Here is an 18,322-nt window from a genome sequence, read left to right as displayed (position 1 = left end):
GCCATGTTCACGTTTCCCATTCTCGGCGTTCGCAAGGTCATCGAACGCGGAAAGACCGATGCCGCCGCCAATGGCGGATTCCGCAACCCGTATTACGGCCTCAGGCCCGGCAAGGGCGAGATCGCCGGCGTTTGGCTGGTCGGAGACCAGGGGGTCTACATCCATGTCGAACGGAAAACTCGCCGACGGTGACCGCCCGCTCGTGGTCTATTCCGACGAGTGCCATCCGGTCGGCAATCCGGACTGGTTCCATTACAAACACCGCCATCTCGGCGGCGACGACGGGATCGAATTCATCGACGCAGAGAGGCTCATTCCGCTGTTCGATCGGAACATCCGCCGCACGCATCTGCTCGTGCAGCTGACCGAGAACGAAGTCTCGCTGTCCCTGATCGCCCGCTAGCCCCTTCACACCCTCACCAGCCCTTCACGCGGCCGACAACGCCGTCCGCGTGATCGCGCTCGCCAAAAATCCAAGGAGATTTTCCATGCCCCACGACGACCCCTTCACTCTCGACCTCTTCGGAAACACTGCGCTGTCCTCGGGCCTCGGCGTCCGGGTAACGGCCTTTTCGACGTCCTCCGCCGATAGTCCGGTCGATGACGATCCGTCTCCCGTCTCACCAGCCCCGGCCATGCCGATCGGCGCGGCCGCATTGCCTGCTCGGGCGCATCAGGTCGATAAGGGCGAGAACTTCAAGCTGGCGGCGACCCGCGACCTCGCCAAATCCTGGCGGGACCGGGCGCGTGACAATCTCGCCGCCATACGGCTCGCCGCCGATATCGTCGACCAGCAGCGGTCTGCCACGCCCGAGGAACAAGCAGCGCTGATCCGGTTCACCGGCTTTGGAGCGTCAGCACTGGCGAACGGCGTGTTCCGCCGCCCCGGCGAGCAGACGTTCCGCAAGGGTTGGGAGGAGATAGCCGCCGATCTGGAGGAAGCAGTCGACAGACGGGACTACGCCTCGCTGGCCCGCTGCACCCAGTACGCCCATTTCACACCGGAATACATCATCCGAGCGATCTGGGCCGGCTTGTGGCGGCTCGGCTTCCGTTGCGGCAGTGTGCTGGAGCCGGGCGTCGGCACAGGGCTCTTTCCGGCGTTGATGCCAGAGGCATTGCGCGCTGCCTCGCACGTCACCGGCATCGAGATCGATCCGGTCACGGCGCGGATCGCGCGCCTCCTTCAGCCGAACGCCCGAATCCTCAACCAGGATTTCGCGCGGGTCGACTTGGCCGAGCATTTCGATCTGGCGGTCGGCAATCCGCCGTTCTCGGACAGGATCGTCCGATCCGATCCCGCATACCGCTCGCACGGCTTCCGGCTACACGACTACTTCATCGCAAAGGCCGTCTCTCGGCTGAAGCCGGGCGCACTCGCCGCCTTCGTCACCTACAGTGGAACGATGGACAAGGCCGATGCCCGCGCCCGCGAGCACATCGCCACAATGGCGGATCTGGTCGCTGCCGTTTGCCTGCCGGAGGGCAACTTTCGCGCCGATGCCGGGACGGATGTTGTCGTCGACATCCTGTTCTTCCGCAGGCGCAAGCACGGAGAGCCCGAAGGCGATGTGTCATGGCTCGACCTGGAGGACGTTCAGCCCGCCACCGAGGACGAGAGCGCAATCCGCGTGAACCTCTGGTTTGCGATGCATCCTGACATGGTCCTCGGGGAGCATGCCCGTCGCCGCGAGATCTACGGTCCCGACGAGACCTATACCTGCCTGCCGCATGCCGGCACGGATCTCGATGCGGCACTGACAGCCGCCGTGCATCTCCTTCCGGAAGCCATCTATGACGGCGAACCGGAAGAGATCGGAGCAGACGCTGGCGAGCATTTTGAAGCGCCGGCGCGCAACGCAGCGGACGGCGCGACAATCCGCGAGGGCAGCTACTTCATCGGCCAGAACACCGCGCTGAGGCAGATGGTCGACGGCGAGCCCGTCACCATCCAGATTCGGAAGGGCGGGACCGGCGACGGCATCCCGGAAAAGCATGTCCGCATCCTCCGCAAGCTGGTCCCGATTCGTGACGCCGTACGCGAGGTGCTGAAGGCCCAGGAGTTCGACCGGCCGTGGAAGCCGGCGCAGGTCAGGCTGTGCATCGCCTGGTCGAGCTTCGTGCGCGCGTTCGGACCGATCAACTTTACCACTGTCTCGACCGCGCAAGATGAGGAAACCGGCGACGTGCGCGAGACGCACCGCCGGCCCAACATCCAGCCGTTCCTGGACGATCCCGATTGCTGGCTGGTGGCCTCAATCGAGGACTACGACCTGGAGACCAACACGGCAAAGCCCGGACCCCTGTTTACCGAGCGAGTGATCGCGCCACCCCGGCCGCCCGTCATCACGTCGCCGGCCGATGCGCTGGCGGTCGTGCTCAACGAGCGCGGGCATGTCGATCCCGATCACATCGCCGAGCTGTTGCAGGTGCATTCCTCGAACGGTATCGCGCCAACCTCGCTGCCTTTACCGCTGAGCGCCAGCCGGAGATCGACGCCTTGTCGCGCAAGCTGGCGCGGCAGGAAAGCGCCATGGCGATATTGCGGCAGCGACTTCAATCGGAGACGCTCTGTGCGTGATCCGAGATGCTGGCCAGCCACTGCCAAAGGTCAAACATGGATGCGGGGGTGGCAACATCCGTGTCGAGCGAGCGACCATCATCAGATCGACGGCGCCCGGCGCCAGTGCGGCAACCCATGGGACTTTATTGCGGCGCGAGCCGAACAGGCGCCTATCCTTCCGCATGCCGGTGCCCGTGATCATCCCTTGCCGGTCTTCCCGGCGGGTTTGCTGCGGTCTGAACCGGCGGCTGGCCACTTCAAGGCCGCTGACGCGCCGCGGAGCGGCCGGAACCCGCCGATCTCGGCAAGGCCGGCCCGCGTCCTTCACAAGGACCAGTGAAAGGACTGGCCCCCGCTTGTCCGCAAGCCGGCCTCGCTCGCCTGGCAGGTCCCGGACCCTGAAGTGTCCAGCTTCCGCCGGTTCCTTTTGACCGCACCCGCAGGAAAGACCGGCAAGGGCCGGAACACCTGAAGGGCATCGCTAGAAAGGTAAGCTCAATTGTCCAGTTCAGCCCGCTCAAGCAAGGCCAAGGCCCGCGTCGTCCAGCTCCGCAAGGTCACGACCCTCGAAATGGTCCGGCTCTGCTGCCCGGACTGCAACCAGGCCTCTCTCATATCCGAAAGCTTCGGCCTTCCTGTCCTCGACAGCGACGGCATCCGGGACTTTCATGAGCGCAGCCTGATCGAAGGCGCTGATGCACTCTCCGAGGGGCTTTCCGACAAGGCCATGCAAATCCACCTACAGCGGATCGTCGGCTCCTATGTCGGCTCGGCCTTTGGAGCAGGCCAGTTCTACTCGAAGGCCGTTACCGAGGCCAAGGACGCCACGGCCAAGCTCGCCAATGACACTCGCGACGAGGACATTGACGGTCCGGTCGGCTTCGACAGCAAGGCCCAGCGCAAGCGCGAATTCGCCGCCGACATGGGCCTTCAGGCACACGCCCTGCGCATGGCGGCCGAGGGCGCCGTCGCCGCCTACGAGCACATCATCGGTGAAAGCTGGAAGCCCTACGAGCGCCAGCCCGAAAGCCCCGGCCAGATCGTCAACCGGCAGGCAGCCGATCTCCAGATGGCGGCGCTTGGCTAACCCCCAACGGGCGGAGCTTCGGCTCCGCCCGATCTTCCTCCCGTTGAGGCTGGCGTCCTACTGGACGCCGGCCTCTTCGCGTGCGCCAGGGCATCCGAAGCCAAAGAAATGGAAACCGTCGTCGAGGCCGCGCCAATCGCGGCCGTCACGAATGTTGGTCCTGCTCCGGTCCTCGGCCCCGAAACGGCTGCGCCGTCCTCCACTGACGTTGCGGCCCGGCTGGGAGATTTCTCCTTCCTCCGATTCAACCTCGACCGGGTTCGCGGACCTGCGGTCCTGCGCGTGCGGACCTCGTGACGGCCGCGATTGGCGCGGCCTCGAATGGAATGGAGGTTCGGAAAATGGACAGGAAGAGCAGCAAGCCCCGCGTCGACATCTACGCGAAAATCACCGATCGCATCGTCGCGGACCTGGAAAAGGGTGTGCGCCCATGGGTGAGGCCGTGGAGCGTGGGCAATGCGAAAGGTCGCATCACGCGCCCGCTACGCCACAATGGCCTTCCGTATCAGGGCATCAATACCTTGCTTCTGTGGTCGGAGGCGGTTGCGCGAAGCTTTGTTTCCCCGACCTGGATAACCTTCAAGCAGAGCGTCGAGCTCGGCGGTCATGTTCGCAAGGGTGAAACCGGCTCCATGGTCGTCTATGCCAACCGCTTCAACCGAACCGAAACCGATGCCCAGGGCGAAGAGGTCGAGCGCGGCATTCCCTTCCTCAAGGCCTATACGGTGTTCTGCGCCGACCAGATCGAGGGGCTTCCGGCACAATATTACGGCAATCCCGCTCCGGTAGCCGATCCGGTGGAGCGGATCGAAAACGCGGCCACCTTCTTCGCGAACACCGGTGCTGTCATCCGGCACGGTGGGGATAAGGCCTATTTCAATCCGGCTCTCGATGTCGGCAGTTATCTAAACAGTCAAGCTGTCTCACCGGCTTTTCACTAATCCCTTTCCATCGACGCCGAGCCTGACGCCACCCGCAAGCGGTGGCGACCCGTGCGCTCGCGTCGCTCCGAAGGAGCTATCACGATGTCTTCCAAGATGCAGTCCGGAGCGCGTGCCGATGTTTACACGCGCATCACCGCCGAGATCGTAGCGGCAATACAGCAAGGTGCAGGCGAGTGGCGTGCGCCGTGGTTCCACAACGGAACGAGTAGTGCCCGCCCGACCAATATCGCTTCCGGCAAGCGCTACCGTGGCATCAACACGGTGGCGCTCTGGGTCGCAGCCATGGCCGTTGGCTACGGCGACGGCCTGTGGGGAACCTACCGGCAATGGCAGGACGCCGGCGCGCAGGTGCGCAAGGGTGAACGCTCGACCACCGTCGTGCTGTGGAAGCAGATCGCTTCCTCCGAGTCGGCTGACGACGATGACAGTGATGATGGTGGCCACCGACGGATGTTTCATCGGCAACCTCGGGATCAAGACCGTGTTCGGCGGTACGGAGGCTTACTATCTCCCGTCATCGGACACGGTATTCATGCCGGACTTCGCTTCTTTCCGCGACGCCGCGTCGTTCTATGGGGTGTGGCTGCATGAGAATGGCCACGCCTCAGGCATGAAGCACCGGCTTGACCGCGATCTCTCGGGCCGGTTCGGCTCGGCCGCCTATGCCGCCGAGGAATGCTGCGTCGAGATTGTCAGCGGGCTTGTCCTTGCCGATCTGGGCATCGCCCACCATCCGCGGCCCGATCATGCAGCGTATATTGCCTCGTGGATCGAAGTGCTGAGGGGCGATCCTCGCGCCATCTTCATTGCCGCCAGCAAGGCGCAGCAGGCCGCCGACTGGATGCACGCGCAGCAGCCGGAACGCCCTGAAGAGCATCAGGCTTCATCCGCCATCCCTGACAAGACGGATGCGGGCCAGCCTGCTTCTCCGGTTCTCGCTGGCGCGTTGTAACAAGGCGCGGACCTGAACATGCTGGGCGATCACGTTCTCCAGCTCACCCTGGATCCGCTCCGCGTCCATCTGCGGGGAGCGGGGCTCCTTCAATCGGGATGGCCTTGCAACCTCGCCCTCTCGCAGTTCCGCCAGTATTGCCGGAGCGCGGTTTGCGGTCGCCCGGCTGACACCGGCCTCCCGTGCCAGATTGGCGACCGTCAGTCGGCCATCCGTCCGGATCGCATCCCCCGAGACAAGCCGGGTGAGCGCTTGGCGAAGCGCTTGCTCGGTCGACGTGCTAACCGGCTTCACGACCGTTCCTCCAGAAGCGGCGCGATCAGCTTGCGCATTCGATCACGGTCCTGCCTGATCGTGGCTCGCTGCACGTTCGACAATCGCTTCTCTTCCAGCATGGCATCGGCATGTGCGATCGCAGCTTGCCACGCCGGCAGGTGACGACGTGCGATACAGGAGTTCGGGCAGCGGTCAGGCACGCAGTTCGACAGGATGGGATGGCGCTGGGCCATCCCAGAGCGCTGAAGGGCCACGCTGCGTTCGCAGCGAGGTATTGGAAGGCCGCCTGCGCCTTGCCACCGCAGGGGAGCCGCCTGCATTCTTCGCCAGCGATGCCACGATTAGTGTGTGGTCGTCGTAGCTAGCAACAGTCATTCAAGTGCATTACATTGTGGATTCGAGACAGGAGACAACCATGGCGACAAACGCACTCGTGCAGACACGTATCGATTCCAACATCAGGGACCGCGCGGCGTCCGTGCTTGAAGGCATGGGGCTGACGGTTTCCGACGTAGTACGCATCCTGCTGACGCGCACCGCCAATGAAGGTGCACTGCCGCTGGAACTGATCAGCAACAGCGAGGCTCATGATGCATGGTTTCGCGCCAAGGTGATGCAGGCACTCGAAGATACCCGGACCGATGTCACCGCTGAAGATGTAGAGACGCATTTTGCATCCCGACGCGCTGCCGCGCTACGCAAGGCAGGAACTACCCAGTCATGAGGCTGAAATGGTCAGCGTTCGCTTGCTGATCGCGACGACATCTTCACCCATATCGAAGCCGAAAGCCCGCGCGCGGCTGCTGCCGTTGACGAGCATATCGCGCAGGCGGTGCTCCGCCTGGTCGAGTTTCCCGAGAGTGGACGCCTTGGACGAGTGCCCGGCACGCGGGAGCTGGTCATCTCCCGAACGCCATATATTGCAGCCTACGTTCTAACCCATGATGCTATCCGTATCCTGCGTGTTCTCCATGGTGCGCAGATGTGGCCCGAGGACTTTTCGTCCGACTAGCTTCCGTGATGCAATCGCCTGCACGGTGACGCTGATCCCGACTGAAGCCGGGCACCCGATACGCCGTTGCCGGCAGCGTTCTGCTGAACCGGCGCCATAGTCTCGGCTTCGGTTGAATGCCCCGGTCGGCCTGACGAGTGACGTCGAGCGCTCACATTGCTATCCTGCCACGACGTCTCGGTTCTGATGTCGGCGTTGGTGCTTGTGAGCACGACCCTGCCTACTGGGTCTGGGCAGATTCGCAGGCTGCCGTCGTCCGGACGGACAGTTGATCACACAAGTCGCCGTCTCATGGCGATGAGGCGGTGGTGGAACGCCTGTCTTCATTCCTGTTTCCGAAAGCACGTCCATCTGCGTCCTCGATGTGACTGGTCTGACCGAAGGCCGATCCCGCAGCGCGGGCTCTCGATCTTGTCCCGGCAACGGCCTGCGCGACTTTCTTCCCCTGCCGGCTGCGCCGCCATTCCTCGCGATCCAAGAAAGTCGCTCCCGGCCGCCTTCCACTTCGTTCCAGCCCTAAGGACCACCCCATTGCGCACGCGCAACGGGGACCCCGGTGGGTGCGGGTCGATCGCCTCCGTTCCACCGACCGTCATCGAGGTCGCGATGGGCGCGGCCCGACCAACAAAGGAATGAGACAAATGGCTACCATAGGCACCTTCATCTCCACCGGCAACGGCTTCACCGGCACGATCAAAACCCTCAACCTCAACGTCAAGGCCAAGCTGGTCCGCGTCGAGAACCCCTCGGCGCCCGCACTTCCGCATCTTCGCGGCGGCGAACGTCGAATTGGGCGCCGCCTGGCAGAAGGTCTCCGCCGAAGGCCGTGACTACCTCTCGGTCAAGCTGGACGACCCGAGCTTCCCCGCTCCGATCTACGCCACCCTGATCGAAGTTGACGGCGAGGAAGGCCTGCAGCTGATCTGGTCCCGATCAAACCGGGACTGAGGATCTCGCGCGAGGGCTCCGCCGCAAGGCGGGGCCTTCAGCCTTCCACTGGCGAACTGGTCAACCGAAAGGACACATACATGACGAGCACCATCGCGCATCAGCAAGAGCTCTTGGTTCCGTCGACATCCCCGTCTGCCCGGGCGGTGCGTGGACCGAACTGGTCGACGTCTGGAACGGCGATGCGGCTTTCGTGTCCGATAACTCGAGCCGCTTGAGTATCTGTCGTCGCTGCTCTATATGATGCGTGATGATTGATGCGCACCAAGGAGGGCGATATGAGAACGACACTGGCGATCGATGACGACGTCCTGGTCGCGGCCAAGGCCATGGCCCGGCAGCAGGATCGCAGCGTGGGGGAGATCATCACCGATCTCGCCCGGCGCTCGCTGCGCCGCCCGCAGGCCGGCAGCGAGCGCAACGGGATTCCTCTGCTGTCGCCTCGGCCGGATGCACCTCCTGTCACGCTTGAGACGGTCAACGCCTTACGTGACGAGCTGCCGTGACCTTCCTGCTCGATGTCAATGTGCTGATCGCGCTGATCGATCCTGGCCATGTCGCCCATGACGATGCGTATGGCTGGTTCGAAGTGACCGGCCACGCCGCATGGGCTACCTGTCCCATCACCGAAAACGGTGTCCTGCGCATCGTCGGCAACCAAAAATATCCTAATTCTCCCGGCTCGCCTGCCGTCGTTGCGCAAATCGTTACCAAGTTGCGAGCCCTGCAGGGGCACAGCTTCTGGCCCGACGATGTGAGTCTGGTTGGCTCCGGCGACATCGATGCTGCAAAAATCCTGACCTCGGCACAGGTCACCGACACCTATCTTCTTGCGCTCGCCAAGGCCCATGGTGGCCAACTTGCGAGCTTTGACCGCAAGCTGTCGGCGGCGGCCGTGAAGAGCGGGAAGTCTTCACTACACCTGATCACCACAAGCTAGACCGCCGGGCTCTTTCTGTCAGGTATCCCGGCAAGATCAGCCGTTGAGCGCGTCCTTGATGGCTTTTGCCGGCGTGAAGGACAGCTTCTTCGAGGCGGAGATCTTGATGGTCGCGCCCGTCGACGGGTTGCGGCCCTCGCGTTCAGGTGTGTCCTTCACCTTGAATTTGCCGAAACCGGGCAGGCTCGTCTCGGCACCGCTCGCGGCCACATCGGCGATTGCCTTGAACACGCTGTCGACGATGCTCCTGGCCTGCATCTTCGTCAGACCGTTGTCGGCTGCAATCTTGTCAGCGATCTAATTTGCGGTCGTCATGGAACGTGCTCCTCGCGTTGTTGCTGGTCACTGTTTGGCTCACAACAACACGGGGTTGGTAGTCCGCGCGTGCGCAACGCTTGAAAAATGCCGGAAGACTGCGCGATCGGCCTGATTTCCTACGGAGCCATATATCCGCGCTTACGTTTGCGGCGCTCGAGCCGGGAGACCGCTTCGTCGGAATCCGCGCGCTCATCGAAGGTTTCCATCATCACCTGGCCGTTTGTGCCGATCCGGCCCCAGTTGCGGACCAGCGACGCGCCGCCGAACAATGTCGGCTGAATGGACAGCACATAGAACCGAGACATGTTGCGAGCGGGATCGATGCGGCGAAGATGAAGCGGTTCTGTCACAGGTTTCGGCATAGCTGGAATCTTCGCTTCCTTTGGAAGCAACGTCCAACGACTTCGATGAATCGATCACGCGTGACCGATTCATGCGGCTGATGCGTGCGGCTCAATACACCAGCTGCGCCGTGATTGTTCGCCTGAAATGTCGTGCTACGCCGATCGTGTCCAATGAGTGTTCCCAATCGGTTGCCGGTGCTTCGCAGTATTGATGGAACGCATTCGCTTGCGGCACTGTCAGCGATCGACGGCTCGCGTGTTCCCCAGCCCGAAGGGCCGCCGCCCAACTTGGTGGGCGGCCAAGCGGAGGGGCTGAACGCGCTATCCAAACGCGCCGTAGAGAAGCCCCGGAGCTTTCACAGGGAGAGAAGTCCTTGCCCGATCGGGCAGGTCATTTCTTGTTCGGCCCGAACCTGTTCGTGCCAACTCGTTCAAGCATTCGTTGCGCCGAAAGTAGATCGCGCGGCCGCAGCGCAGCGGCGGGTTGCCGGCGGTGAGAGACGATCTGCTCATCGGTGCGTATTTGTATAACTTCATGAGGGATGATCAGCGGTCCTGGAGCGATCTTCTTCATAACACACTGATTTACCAACACAATCTCGTGTTCCATAATGTATGTTATGCGACATACATGTACTGCATGGCGTCTTTCGCACGACTTGTCTTTTGACTCATAAGTTGCGGTTTTAACCCATAAGTTGACTCGTCCGCAGTCCGCTCCTTGCCCCTCACTCGCCCGATCGGGCTGGCCGACAGTTAAGTTCTGAGGTGATTAGCCCGTCTTATGCACGACGATGGGCTTTTGAGGCTGGCGGATGTAGCTTAAGCGGTTGATTTGGCGTAGGATTCGGTTGCTTAGGCCAACCCTTCCACCTCATTTCGCGAGCCACACCCGCCATGACCGAGAATACGTTGCTGCCGCTGTCTTTTCCAGCCGTCGGACGCAAGAAGATCACAGCTGCGTTTGACGGCGGCCGCATCACCTCGGATGGCGGCGTCATGCTTCTGGCCGCAGCCGAGCGTCGCCTGCAACTGGCCGACAGGCTGGCCGCGGTGATCCACGATCGGCGCGATCCAGAGCGGGTGACGCACGCCATGGCCGACATTCTGCGCGCCCGCATCTTTGCGATCGCGTGCGGCTACGAGGACGCCAATGATCTCGACCGACTGCGTACCGACCCGGCCTTCAAGCTCGCCTGCGGGCGGCTGCCCGACAGCGGGATTGATCTGTGCTCGCAGCCGACCTGCTCGCGGCTGGAGAACCTGCCTGACCTGCGCACCGTCATCCGGCTCAGCTGGGTGCTGGTCGATCTCTGGCTGTCGAGCTATGCCGCGCCGCCCGCAAGCGTCACGCTCGACATCGATGATACGCTGGATGTCGTTCACGGCCATCAGCAGCTCTCGCTCTTCAACGCCCACTACGACGAGCGTTGCTTCCTGCCGATCCACATCTACGACGCCGCGACAGGACGCCCGGTCGCCATGATCCTGCGTCCTGGCAAGACCCCGGCGGGCAAGGAGATCCGCGGCCATCTGCGCCGTCTCGTGCGCCGCATCCGCGCCCGCTGGCCGACCACCCGCATCCTGATCCGTGGCGACAGCCATTACGGCCGGGCGCAAGTCATGGCCTGGTGCGAGAACAATGCGATCGACTACCTCTTCGGCCTACCCGGCAACAAGGTTCTGCAGCGGCTCGTCGACGAGAGCGCCGACGACATCCGCACCCGCCGCGCGCTCGAGCGCAAGCCTGTGCTGCGCGGCTATGCCGAGACCCGCTACAAGGCGAAGTCCTGGAAGGCCGAACGCCGCACCTGCGCTCGCATCGAGGCAACCACCCTCGGCCTCGACATCCGCTTCGTCGTCACCAATCTCGACAAAGGCTCCGCCGAGCACATCTACGACGTGATCTACTGCGCCCGCGGCCAGGCCGAAAACCTGATCAAGATGCACAAGAGCCAGCTCGCATCCGACCGAACCTCCTGCCGCTCACCGATTGCCAACCAGGTCCGTCTTGTCCTGCACACCGCCGCATACTGGTTGATGCTCACCCTGCGCGAGGCGGTGCCAACGACCCATCATCTGCGCAACGCCGAGTTCGCTACGCTGCGGCTCAGGCTGCTCAAGCTCGGCGCCCGCGTCATCGAAACCGTCTCGCGCATCCGCCTGGCCTTCGCCGCCGCCTGTCCCGAGGCAAGTCTGTTCCGGGCGATCGCCAGCAATCTGCTACCAACAGGACCATGACCGCCGGGGCAGCAGGCCCCGCCGAAACCACACAGCTTCCACCCTCCAGCGCGTTCACAAGTCCAGACACAGCCGCGGTGAAAAAGACGCCGAGCCGCCACCTGTCCGCCGCTCAGCGGCAAACAAACCCAGATCCGTCATGAATAGGACGGGTTAGCGAGGTGCGTTAGCGGTACACGACAACGAGGCAATGATGTGCTGCTGTCCTCAACTGCGTGCATCACGCACGCCCGCAATCGCTTTCGAGCTGGGCATCGGTTCCCGCTACCGTGAATTCGAACAGAATGCCGGACCTTGCCGTTTCGCCTCAAGCGAAGCGCAGGTGCCGCCGAACTGCTTCAGAGCCCGCATTGATCATCGTCACCTGATCTCGCCTCTGAAATTCATTCGACCCCGAACGTCCCACTTGTCCATGCCGAAGCAGTCAATCCAGGCGATGCGGCTCGAAACTATGAGGCTCATAGCTCCCTAGGCAATCAGCCTACTGGTATGTGAAACTCATAGCAATTTCAAATAGTTGACAATTCCGCCCCATGTCGCTGGCGACAATTTGTTAGGAATTTCGTGATGTCCTGCTGCAGGATTCAAAAAGGAATCCTTGCTCCGGTGCCCCAGCATTGCAGGTCGACGACATGGCAATCCAGAAAACTGAACTGCCGCCATCCATCCGGCGCAAGCGCCCTCGCCCTGTCGGGCTTCCCCTCACGGGCCGGAGGACTGGCGTGAGGTCGCTCCGAGAAGAAGCCTCTCCGCACTTCCCACCTAGGCTATCGCCCAGGTGGAGTGGGTCACCTCATCGGTGACCCACTCCAGGTCCTGTTAGCAGACAGGGCCCAATCTCCCGTCACCCACCAGAAAAGATAGAGAGAGAAAAGGAGGCACGCCATGTAATAGCACGCAAAGACACTCCTACCGCAAAGAGGTTAACCAATCACCGGCGAAAGCCGCGGACCTGGTTGACTCCGGAAAGTGCGTTCCGTATTCGTTCAGGCCTCACAGATCCCACTCCCCATTTGGGCTGCGCCCGGCGGATACATGAACGGACCTCGATGCTGTCCTTTCGAATACGGACTTCGATAGCTTAGCGCCAACGCGCTTTTCAGCCGTCGCGCAGGAGTGCGCCTCCACGACATAGCCTGAGTCCTGCTCCGACACATCCGAGCCATCTGATAGCGCGCGGACGTTTCCAGGGGACAAGGTCATCCTTCCGAGATTTTACCGTCGTCCGACCGTGCGGTTGGCGAGCGGTGGAGTAGTGTCATGAGCAATCGTCCGTCTGGACAGCATCGCACCAACATCCCCTATCGTAACCCCGAGCCCCCGCTCGCCCACACGAAACCGAAGGGTCGATGGACAATCGCCAGCGGGTTCCCGTCTTACAGGAGCGGCTACTGTGTCAGCTATTGGGGCTTCGAACAGCACCAGTTCCTGACGCTCGCGGAGGTCAATCCGACCGTGTCGTCGATCCGCGCCCGGCCAGAGACGCTGGAATGGTTCGACGGAAGCAAATGGATCGAGCACACGCCAGACTTCGGTGTCTGGACCGACCATGGCTGCGGGCTGTTCGACATTGAATCGCCGGCGGCCTTCCAGTCGCCGATGTCGCAGCTGCGCGCCAAGGCTCTCGCCCGCTCTCTCGCGCGCTCGGGAACCTCGTACAGGACGGTTCCGCGTAACGAACTCAAGATCCAGCCACGGCTGGGCAACTCCAAAGACGTCAATTCCTGTTCCGGGCTCGTCTTTCCGGACGGAGAGGACAGTCGGGTTTTCACGGCGACTCCCGCAGTCGGATCGGACACCGTAAGCGGGATCGCCATGCGGTCGCGCATTCCCGTCGGGGAGGCATTTGCAGCGATCCTCAACCTCGTCTGGCGGGGAGTTCTCAAGATCGACATGGGCACGGAGTTCTCCCATGCCAGCATGGTGCGGAGGCCGCTGCCATGACCGCTGTACTGCTGCCTCGAGGCACTCTTGTCACATACAACGACATCGCGGGGATGATCGACGGCCGCACTCCGGACCGGAGCGGCTATTGGCTCCGCCCGATCGCAGGCCGAGACAGCGGACCCACGATCCCGTTTCCTGTGAGCGACCGCCAGATCGAGGCCGGATATCTGGACGGGTCCTTCCGGGAAGGCGCCGACAACGAACTGCTGGACGACAGCAATGCCCATCTCGCGTCGGTCGACACGACCAAGGTTTCCGACCGTGACGAGATGGTCGCGGCATACCGCCAGCGCATCGTCGACGCGATCGAAGAAGAGCTTCGCTCGAATCCGGAGGGCTTCAAGCAGAGACGGAAGCTGTTCGCGCGGATCGCGGCAAGCATCCCTCCGCCGGAGGGCGTCGATCCGGTGCTCGGCGCCTCGGTCGAGCGCCACTACAAAGACTACAGGATCACCGGGTGCAGCACGGCCGCGCTCTATCCCCGCCATGGCTGGAAAGGAAACCGCGAACAGCGCAAGCCCGACTTCGTCTATGAAGCCATCGAGCTCGCGATCGACAACAAATACAACGGCCGCGGCTCCCTGCCCGACGTCCAGACCGAGGCGATCTCCATCGCAAGGATGAACCTTCCGACCGACCTGTCGGACTACACGCGCGGGAAGAGGATGCCGGACGGGACCGTGGAACAGGTTTCGATGATCCCGCGCCGCGAAGACGGCGGCATCCGCTGGGAAGAGCTGGTTAGCTACGCGATAATCCGCCGGGCGATCAAAAAACGCTCGGCCATCGACAGGGCGATCCGGATCCTCGGTCCCGAAGAAGGCAAGAAGGGCTTCCGCGTGGTCGCAGCCGGTCCCGTGGAGACACGCGCGCTTGCGCTGGGGGAGACCGACGACTGCCACCTGTCGAGGCTCTTCGTGGTGGACGATGAAAATTGGTTCCCGCTCGGCTACCCGCATTTCACGGCCATCATCGACGTCGCCACCAGGTGCATCCCCGGCTTCGAGATCGGCTTCATGCCGCCGAGCAGCGATTCCGTCGGAAGGTGTCTGAGGCACGCCATCCTGCCGAAGGACCTGTCGTGGGTCGGCAACCATCCGGACGGCACGCCGATCATCAGGAACCGATACCCGATGTTCGGCACCTTCAGCGAACTGAAGTGCGACCAGGGCGGAGGTTTCATCAGCGGGCACACAAGGGACAACGCCTACCGATGCGGGACATCCCTGACGGTCCTCCCGCCCGCGGCTCCCCAGATGAAGGGCCATATCGAGCGCTTCTTCGGCACCTTGAAACGCAGCGCCTTCGGAAGGTCGATCGGACTGCTGCCGAAGGCCCTCGTCGACGCGCTCTCCAAGTCCGGAAAGAAGGGCCGCAGGGATCCGGTCGTGATCACGCTGAGGGAACTCAGGCTGCTGCTGACGTTCTGGATCGTCGAGGTCTACCACCAGACGCACCACAGCGGCATCGGGATGCCCCCGCAGGAGGCATGGGAGATCAAGACGGCCCAGAGGTTCGTCCCGCCTCCCCGGCCGAAACGGGAAATCGACCTTCTCGTCGGCAAGTACGAGCCCTCCCGCGTCATCAACGCGAACGGGATCAGGATGTTCGGCCTCGAATACAATTCGGACGCGCTCGGCGCCCTGCGGGAACGCGGCGCGGGCATCGACGGGATCATGCACGGCGTCGAGATCAAGTACGATTCGCCCGACATCTCGGTGGTCTGGGCGCTGGCCGAAGACCCCCTGTCGCCGGGCAAGACCATCGCCGTGCCGGCCTTCTGCAAGCAGATGAAATACGCGAAGGGCCTCAGCGAATACCAGCACATCGTCATCAAGGCCCACGCGCGGGCGAAATCGAAACACAGGATTCTTTCAATGACCCAGCTCATGGAAGCCAAGCTCGACCTCGCCAGGATGGCCAAGGAAATGATCGGCGAACGGAATGCGAGCGGCGGCGCAGTCAAGCTGGCGCGCCACCTGAACGTCAACCGCGCCTATCTCAATAATCCCGAGGACATCGACGACGCCGAAGCCTCGAAACGGTTCCTCGCGCTGGTGGACGAGGAGCCGATCGCCGACGACAGCGCCGAAGCCAGCGAACCCATGGTCCGGAAAAAGATCTCGCCCCCGCCGTCCACGGAGACGCCCGACGAAGCCGTCGCGGAACCGATGGAGCCTCTGGGCACCCGCATGCTCGCCGCCGAAGCCAGGATCGGCCGGCTGAACCTCGGAGTGATCCACGATGACTGAGACCGCATCGTTTTTAGTCCCGCAGGGGATCGCCGCATATGTCGACGCAGGAATGGCCAGCAAGGTCGCGCAGGCCAGGATCCGGATGCGCAAGATGCTGGTGCCTCATCGGCGCTTCAAGAAGGGGCTGCAGGCGGCCTTGACGGAGCATATGGCTTTCACCCCCTCGCCCAGCGCAGAGGGGACGGCGCTGATGTTCACGGGACGCTCCGGTTCAGGCAAGTCGAAGACGCTGCGCTACTACGCGAAACAGTACCCGGCCGTGCGGGACGAATCCGGCATGCACCGCCGGGTTCTCTACGTTCACGTTCCGCCCGGCGCTGACAAGTATGCGCTTCAGCGCCGCATCATGGCGGCCCTCGGCATTCCTGTCGACAAGCGCCGGACGTCCGACGAGCTTTCGCTCGACATCGCCTGGCATCTGAAGGAGCAGCGCGTCGAACTGATGATCCTCGACGAGTTCAACCACATGGTCGACAACCGCAGCAACAGGACCCAGTTCCTGGCAGCGGACGTGCTAAAGGAACTGGCCAACTGGAACTGCTGCCAGATGGTCTTCGGCGGACTGGCGAGCTCCCTTCTGGTGCTGGAATCCAACCACCAGCTGCTGCGGCGCACGTTCAGCCGTTTCGAGATGAAAGGCTATGACTGGAACGTCGACGCCGAGCAGACCGAGTTCGTGCATTTTCTCGGCACCTTGGCGGACGAGATCGACTACTTCCACAGGCGGCCAGCGCTCGACGACATGGACATGGCGGAGCGTACCTGCCGCGCTACCGGGGGTCTCGCGGGCCTTTCGAGCATCCTCACGTTCAAGGCGCTGGAGGTCGCGCTGACCATGGAGTCCACAGCGCTCCTGCCGCGGCACTTCGAGGCGGCATTCGACGTCATGAAGCCGATCGGCACGAAGGGAAACCCATACGTCGGCAAGGTGTCGTCCGTTTCGTTCCCCGAGGACTACGACGGGAAGCGTTTCCTCGAGGAGGACGAACGCCTGGGCTTGCGGGAAAACAGGCCGAAGAAGGCGAAGGAGGCGGCATGAACGGTCGGCTGGACCTCCCCGTCGAAACCTTCGCCCAGATGGAGGCATTCCCGCTTTCGGTCCGGCACGTCGCCACGGAACCCAAACAGGGCCTGCTTGGCAGGACGGTAGAACGGAACCTTCGCGGGGATTTCAGCCGCTTCTGCCGGGAGATCGGCGTTCCAGGCAGCCAACAGGTATTCAATCTCCCGGTGGAAGACGTTGCCCGGCTCTGCGCTGCCGACCTGTCAGTCCTCGAGCACGCTTCTCCGCGCGTGGACGCAGGCTGGATTCACCTGCTTGGCCAGCGCTTCCGGAAGCGCGACGTCCGTTTTGGCAGCCGCCGATGGTGCCCGCACTGCCTCCGGGATTCCGGAACCCATCACGCATGGTGGGACGTCGGCTTCGTGACGACGTGTCCGGAGCACCGGTGCGCCCTCCTCGATGCCTGCCAGTGCGGCGTCAGGCTCACGTGGCACAATTCCCCGAGCTTCTATTTCTGCGCCTGCGGCAGGGAGTTGGCCTATACGAGGACGGAAGAGGTTCCGGTTGAGGAATGCGCCTTCGATGCCTATGTCAGCGCGCGCATGGACGGCGCGCCCGCCTCCGCGCCGTCGTTCCTCGACCGCGTGCCGATGGACGAAGCCGTCGAGACATGCCGCGAGATCGGCAAGTTCGCGCTCGATCCGTTCCAGACCGTGCATCCGATGACCCGGAAAAACGGAGTCCGGAAGGTGATGAACGCGGGCCTGGCCATGGTTCTGGGCCTGCCCGACAGTTTCCAGACTCTGCTTGAGCGCATCGAGGCCGAGCGCCCGAAGCAGCCGCCTGCCCCAGTGTATTCAGACGAGTTCAGATACTGGCTGGTGCACGGGCAGCCCGACGGCGTTGACGGTAACGTGTCCTGGCACCTGAGCGACTGCATGCATGAACGGCCACCCAAGGAGCAGGAGCCGTCGTATGTGCCCCATGGTCATTTCACATACGCCGAGGCCGCCGAACAGTGCGGCATTCCGGAGAGACGGCTGCGGTTGATCCTGCGTCAGATAGAGGTGCGCCGGCGCGAGGCCGTTTTGCCCAAGCCCAAAAGCCTCGATCCCCATACTGTCTATCGGCTTGCCTCCGACATTCGGTCGGGGGAGAGCGTCCGGGAGGTCGGACAGGAACTCGGAGTCTCTTCCGCTGACATCAGGGAACTGGTGCGCCTGCATTTGCTGCCCACCGTCGCCGAAGAGGAGCAAGGCGTGCCATGCATCATCAGGGGAAAGGCAACCGAGTTTCTGCTGGGCTGGCTGCGGAGCAAGGCAGTGACCGACGGAACGGGTCCGGATGTCAATGACCACGGAATCGGGACCCTGTTTTTTCGCGCAAAAGGGACCCCGGCTTTCGGTGTTGAGAGGCACGCCGGTAAGCGCCCGATCAGGCGAAGCTGGTCAGGGTTGCACAGCCTGATCGGGCGCGACTGATTGGCTTTCGG

At 62.9% G+C, this 18,322-nt stretch carries 12 protein-coding genes and 6 pseudogenes; 15 read left to right on the top strand and 3 right to left on the bottom strand.

Annotation, left to right across the window (positions count from 1 at the left end; translation table 11 throughout):
* The first annotated feature begins 3 nt into the window (after positions 1-3).
* The 5 genes and pseudogenes from DBIPINDM_RS03935 to DBIPINDM_RS03915 all read left to right on the top strand — a co-directional run bounded on the left by DBIPINDM_RS03935 (position 4) and on the right by DBIPINDM_RS03915 (position 5,546).
* Positions 4-403, top strand: a pseudogene (locus DBIPINDM_RS03935) (DUF3085 domain-containing protein).
* A gap of 85 nt (positions 404-488) precedes the next feature.
* Positions 489-2,436: pseudogene (locus DBIPINDM_RS03930) on the top strand (N-6 DNA methylase); the annotation flags it as partial.
* A 626-nt stretch (positions 2,437-3,062) separates the two neighbouring features.
* Positions 3,063-3,650: a hypothetical protein gene (locus DBIPINDM_RS03925; RefSeq protein WP_258580824.1), complete on the top strand. Its 588-nt coding sequence runs from the start codon at positions 3,063-3,065 to the stop codon at positions 3,648-3,650.
* A 341-nt stretch (positions 3,651-3,991) separates the two neighbouring features.
* Positions 3,992-4,546, top strand: a pseudogene (locus tag DBIPINDM_RS03920) (ArdC family protein); the annotation flags it as partial.
* A gap of 129 nt (positions 4,547-4,675) precedes the next feature.
* Positions 4,676-5,546 (top strand): annotated as a pseudogene (locus DBIPINDM_RS03915) (ArdC family protein).
* Positions 5,547-5,836: 290 nt separating this feature from the next.
* Here the strand turns inward: DBIPINDM_RS03915 and DBIPINDM_RS03910 are convergent.
* On the bottom strand, positions 5,837-6,055 hold the full coding sequence (locus tag DBIPINDM_RS03910; protein ID WP_258580823.1) for an integrase: 219 nt from the start codon (positions 6,053-6,055) through the stop codon (positions 5,837-5,839).
* Between the two features lie 182 nt (positions 6,056-6,237).
* Here DBIPINDM_RS03910 and DBIPINDM_RS03905 point away from each other — a divergent pair, with 182 nt between their 5' ends.
* The 5 genes and pseudogenes from DBIPINDM_RS03905 (at position 6,238) to DBIPINDM_RS03885 (ending at position 8,722) form a co-directional block, all read left to right on the top strand.
* Positions 6,238-6,546, top strand: a complete 309-nt coding sequence (locus DBIPINDM_RS03905) for a type II toxin-antitoxin system RelB/DinJ family antitoxin (RefSeq protein WP_183455093.1) — start codon at positions 6,238-6,240, stop codon at positions 6,544-6,546.
* Positions 6,543-6,834: pseudogene (locus tag DBIPINDM_RS03900) on the top strand (type II toxin-antitoxin system RelE/ParE family toxin). The gene DBIPINDM_RS03905 and the pseudogene DBIPINDM_RS03900 overlap by 4 nt, the downstream one beginning before the upstream one ends.
* A 641-nt stretch (positions 6,835-7,475) precedes the next feature.
* Positions 7,476-7,782, top strand: a pseudogene (locus DBIPINDM_RS03895) (DUF736 domain-containing protein).
* Positions 7,783-8,060: 278 nt separating this feature from the next.
* A complete protein-coding gene (locus tag DBIPINDM_RS03890; protein WP_258580822.1) occupies positions 8,061-8,288 on the top strand; it encodes a CopG family transcriptional regulator in 228 nt (75 codons plus the stop codon).
* Positions 8,285-8,722, top strand: a complete 438-nt coding sequence (locus tag DBIPINDM_RS03885) for a TA system VapC family ribonuclease toxin (RefSeq protein WP_258580821.1) — start codon at positions 8,285-8,287, stop codon at positions 8,720-8,722. The genes DBIPINDM_RS03890 and DBIPINDM_RS03885 overlap by 4 nt, the downstream gene beginning before the upstream one ends.
* Before the next feature lie 36 nt (positions 8,723-8,758).
* Here the strand turns inward: DBIPINDM_RS03885 and DBIPINDM_RS03880 are convergent, their stop codons facing one another.
* Together DBIPINDM_RS03880 and DBIPINDM_RS03875 are read right to left on the bottom strand one after the other, a co-directional pair.
* Positions 8,759-8,980, bottom strand: coding sequence for an HU family DNA-binding protein (locus tag DBIPINDM_RS03880; RefSeq protein WP_258580820.1), 222 nt, complete (start codon positions 8,978-8,980; stop codon positions 8,759-8,761).
* Positions 8,981-9,156: 176 nt separating this feature from the next.
* Entirely contained in the window at positions 9,157-9,402 is a 246-nt protein-coding gene (locus DBIPINDM_RS03875; RefSeq protein WP_258580819.1) for a WGR domain-containing protein, read from the bottom strand.
* A gap of 879 nt (positions 9,403-10,281) precedes the next feature.
* Here DBIPINDM_RS03875 and DBIPINDM_RS03865 point away from each other — a divergent pair.
* From DBIPINDM_RS03865 to DBIPINDM_RS03845, 5 genes are all read left to right on the top strand, one after another.
* Positions 10,282-11,625, top strand: a complete 1,344-nt coding sequence (locus tag DBIPINDM_RS03865; RefSeq protein ID WP_258580818.1) for an IS1380 family transposase — start codon at positions 10,282-10,284, stop codon at positions 11,623-11,625.
* 1,260 nt (positions 11,626-12,885) lie between these two features.
* Positions 12,886-13,569: a hypothetical protein gene (locus DBIPINDM_RS03860; protein WP_258580817.1), complete on the top strand. Its 684-nt coding sequence runs from the start codon at positions 12,886-12,888 to the stop codon at positions 13,567-13,569.
* A complete protein-coding gene (locus DBIPINDM_RS03855; protein ID WP_258580816.1) occupies positions 13,566-15,824 on the top strand; it encodes a hypothetical protein in 2,259 nt (752 codons plus the stop codon). Before DBIPINDM_RS03860 ends, DBIPINDM_RS03855 begins: the two co-directional genes overlap by 4 nt.
* An 85-nt stretch (positions 15,825-15,909) precedes the next feature.
* Positions 15,910-16,866: a TniB family NTP-binding protein gene (locus tag DBIPINDM_RS03850; protein WP_258580815.1), complete on the top strand. Its 957-nt coding sequence runs from the start codon at positions 15,910-15,912 to the stop codon at positions 16,864-16,866.
* On the top strand, positions 16,863-18,311 hold the full coding sequence (locus tag DBIPINDM_RS03845; RefSeq protein WP_258580814.1) for a TniQ family protein: 1,449 nt from the start codon (positions 16,863-16,865) through the stop codon (positions 18,309-18,311). Before DBIPINDM_RS03850 ends, DBIPINDM_RS03845 begins: the two co-directional genes overlap by 4 nt.
* Positions 18,312-18,322 lie beyond the last annotated feature (11 nt).

This window comes from Mesorhizobium sp. AR02 (genome assembly GCF_024746835.1).
Taxonomy (GTDB): Bacteria; Pseudomonadota; Alphaproteobacteria; order Rhizobiales; family Rhizobiaceae; genus Mesorhizobium.
Note: the sequence above shows the minus strand (reverse complement) of the source record. Positions and strands in the feature narration are given on the sequence as shown.

What these genes read in the sequence shown, in the direction of transcription:
- DBIPINDM_RS03910 (WP_258580823.1), bottom strand. Translation starts at nt 6,055, where the DNA reads ATGGCCCAGCGCCATCCCATCCTGTCGAACTGCGTGCCTGACCGCTGC.
- DBIPINDM_RS03905 (WP_183455093.1), top strand. Translation starts at nt 6,238, where the DNA reads ATGGCGACAAACGCACTCGTGCAGACACGTATCGATTCCAACATCAGG.
- DBIPINDM_RS03890 (WP_258580822.1), top strand. Translation starts at nt 8,061, where the DNA reads ATGAGAACGACACTGGCGATCGATGACGACGTCCTGGTCGCGGCCAAG.
- DBIPINDM_RS03880 (WP_258580820.1), bottom strand. Translation starts at nt 8,980, where the DNA reads ATGCAGGCCAGGAGCATCGTCGACAGCGTGTTCAAGGCAATCGCCGAT.
- DBIPINDM_RS03875 (WP_258580819.1), bottom strand. Translation starts at nt 9,402, where the DNA reads ATGCCGAAACCTGTGACAGAACCGCTTCATCTTCGCCGCATCGATCCC.
- DBIPINDM_RS03865 (WP_258580818.1), top strand. Translation starts at nt 10,282, where the DNA reads ATGACCGAGAATACGTTGCTGCCGCTGTCTTTTCCAGCCGTCGGACGC.
- DBIPINDM_RS03860 (WP_258580817.1), top strand. Translation starts at nt 12,886, where the DNA reads ATGAGCAATCGTCCGTCTGGACAGCATCGCACCAACATCCCCTATCGT.
- DBIPINDM_RS03855 (WP_258580816.1), top strand. Translation starts at nt 13,566, where the DNA reads ATGACCGCTGTACTGCTGCCTCGAGGCACTCTTGTCACATACAACGAC.
- DBIPINDM_RS03850 (WP_258580815.1), top strand. Translation starts at nt 15,910, where the DNA reads ATGCGCAAGATGCTGGTGCCTCATCGGCGCTTCAAGAAGGGGCTGCAG.
- DBIPINDM_RS03845 (WP_258580814.1), top strand. Translation starts at nt 16,863, where the DNA reads ATGAACGGTCGGCTGGACCTCCCCGTCGAAACCTTCGCCCAGATGGAG.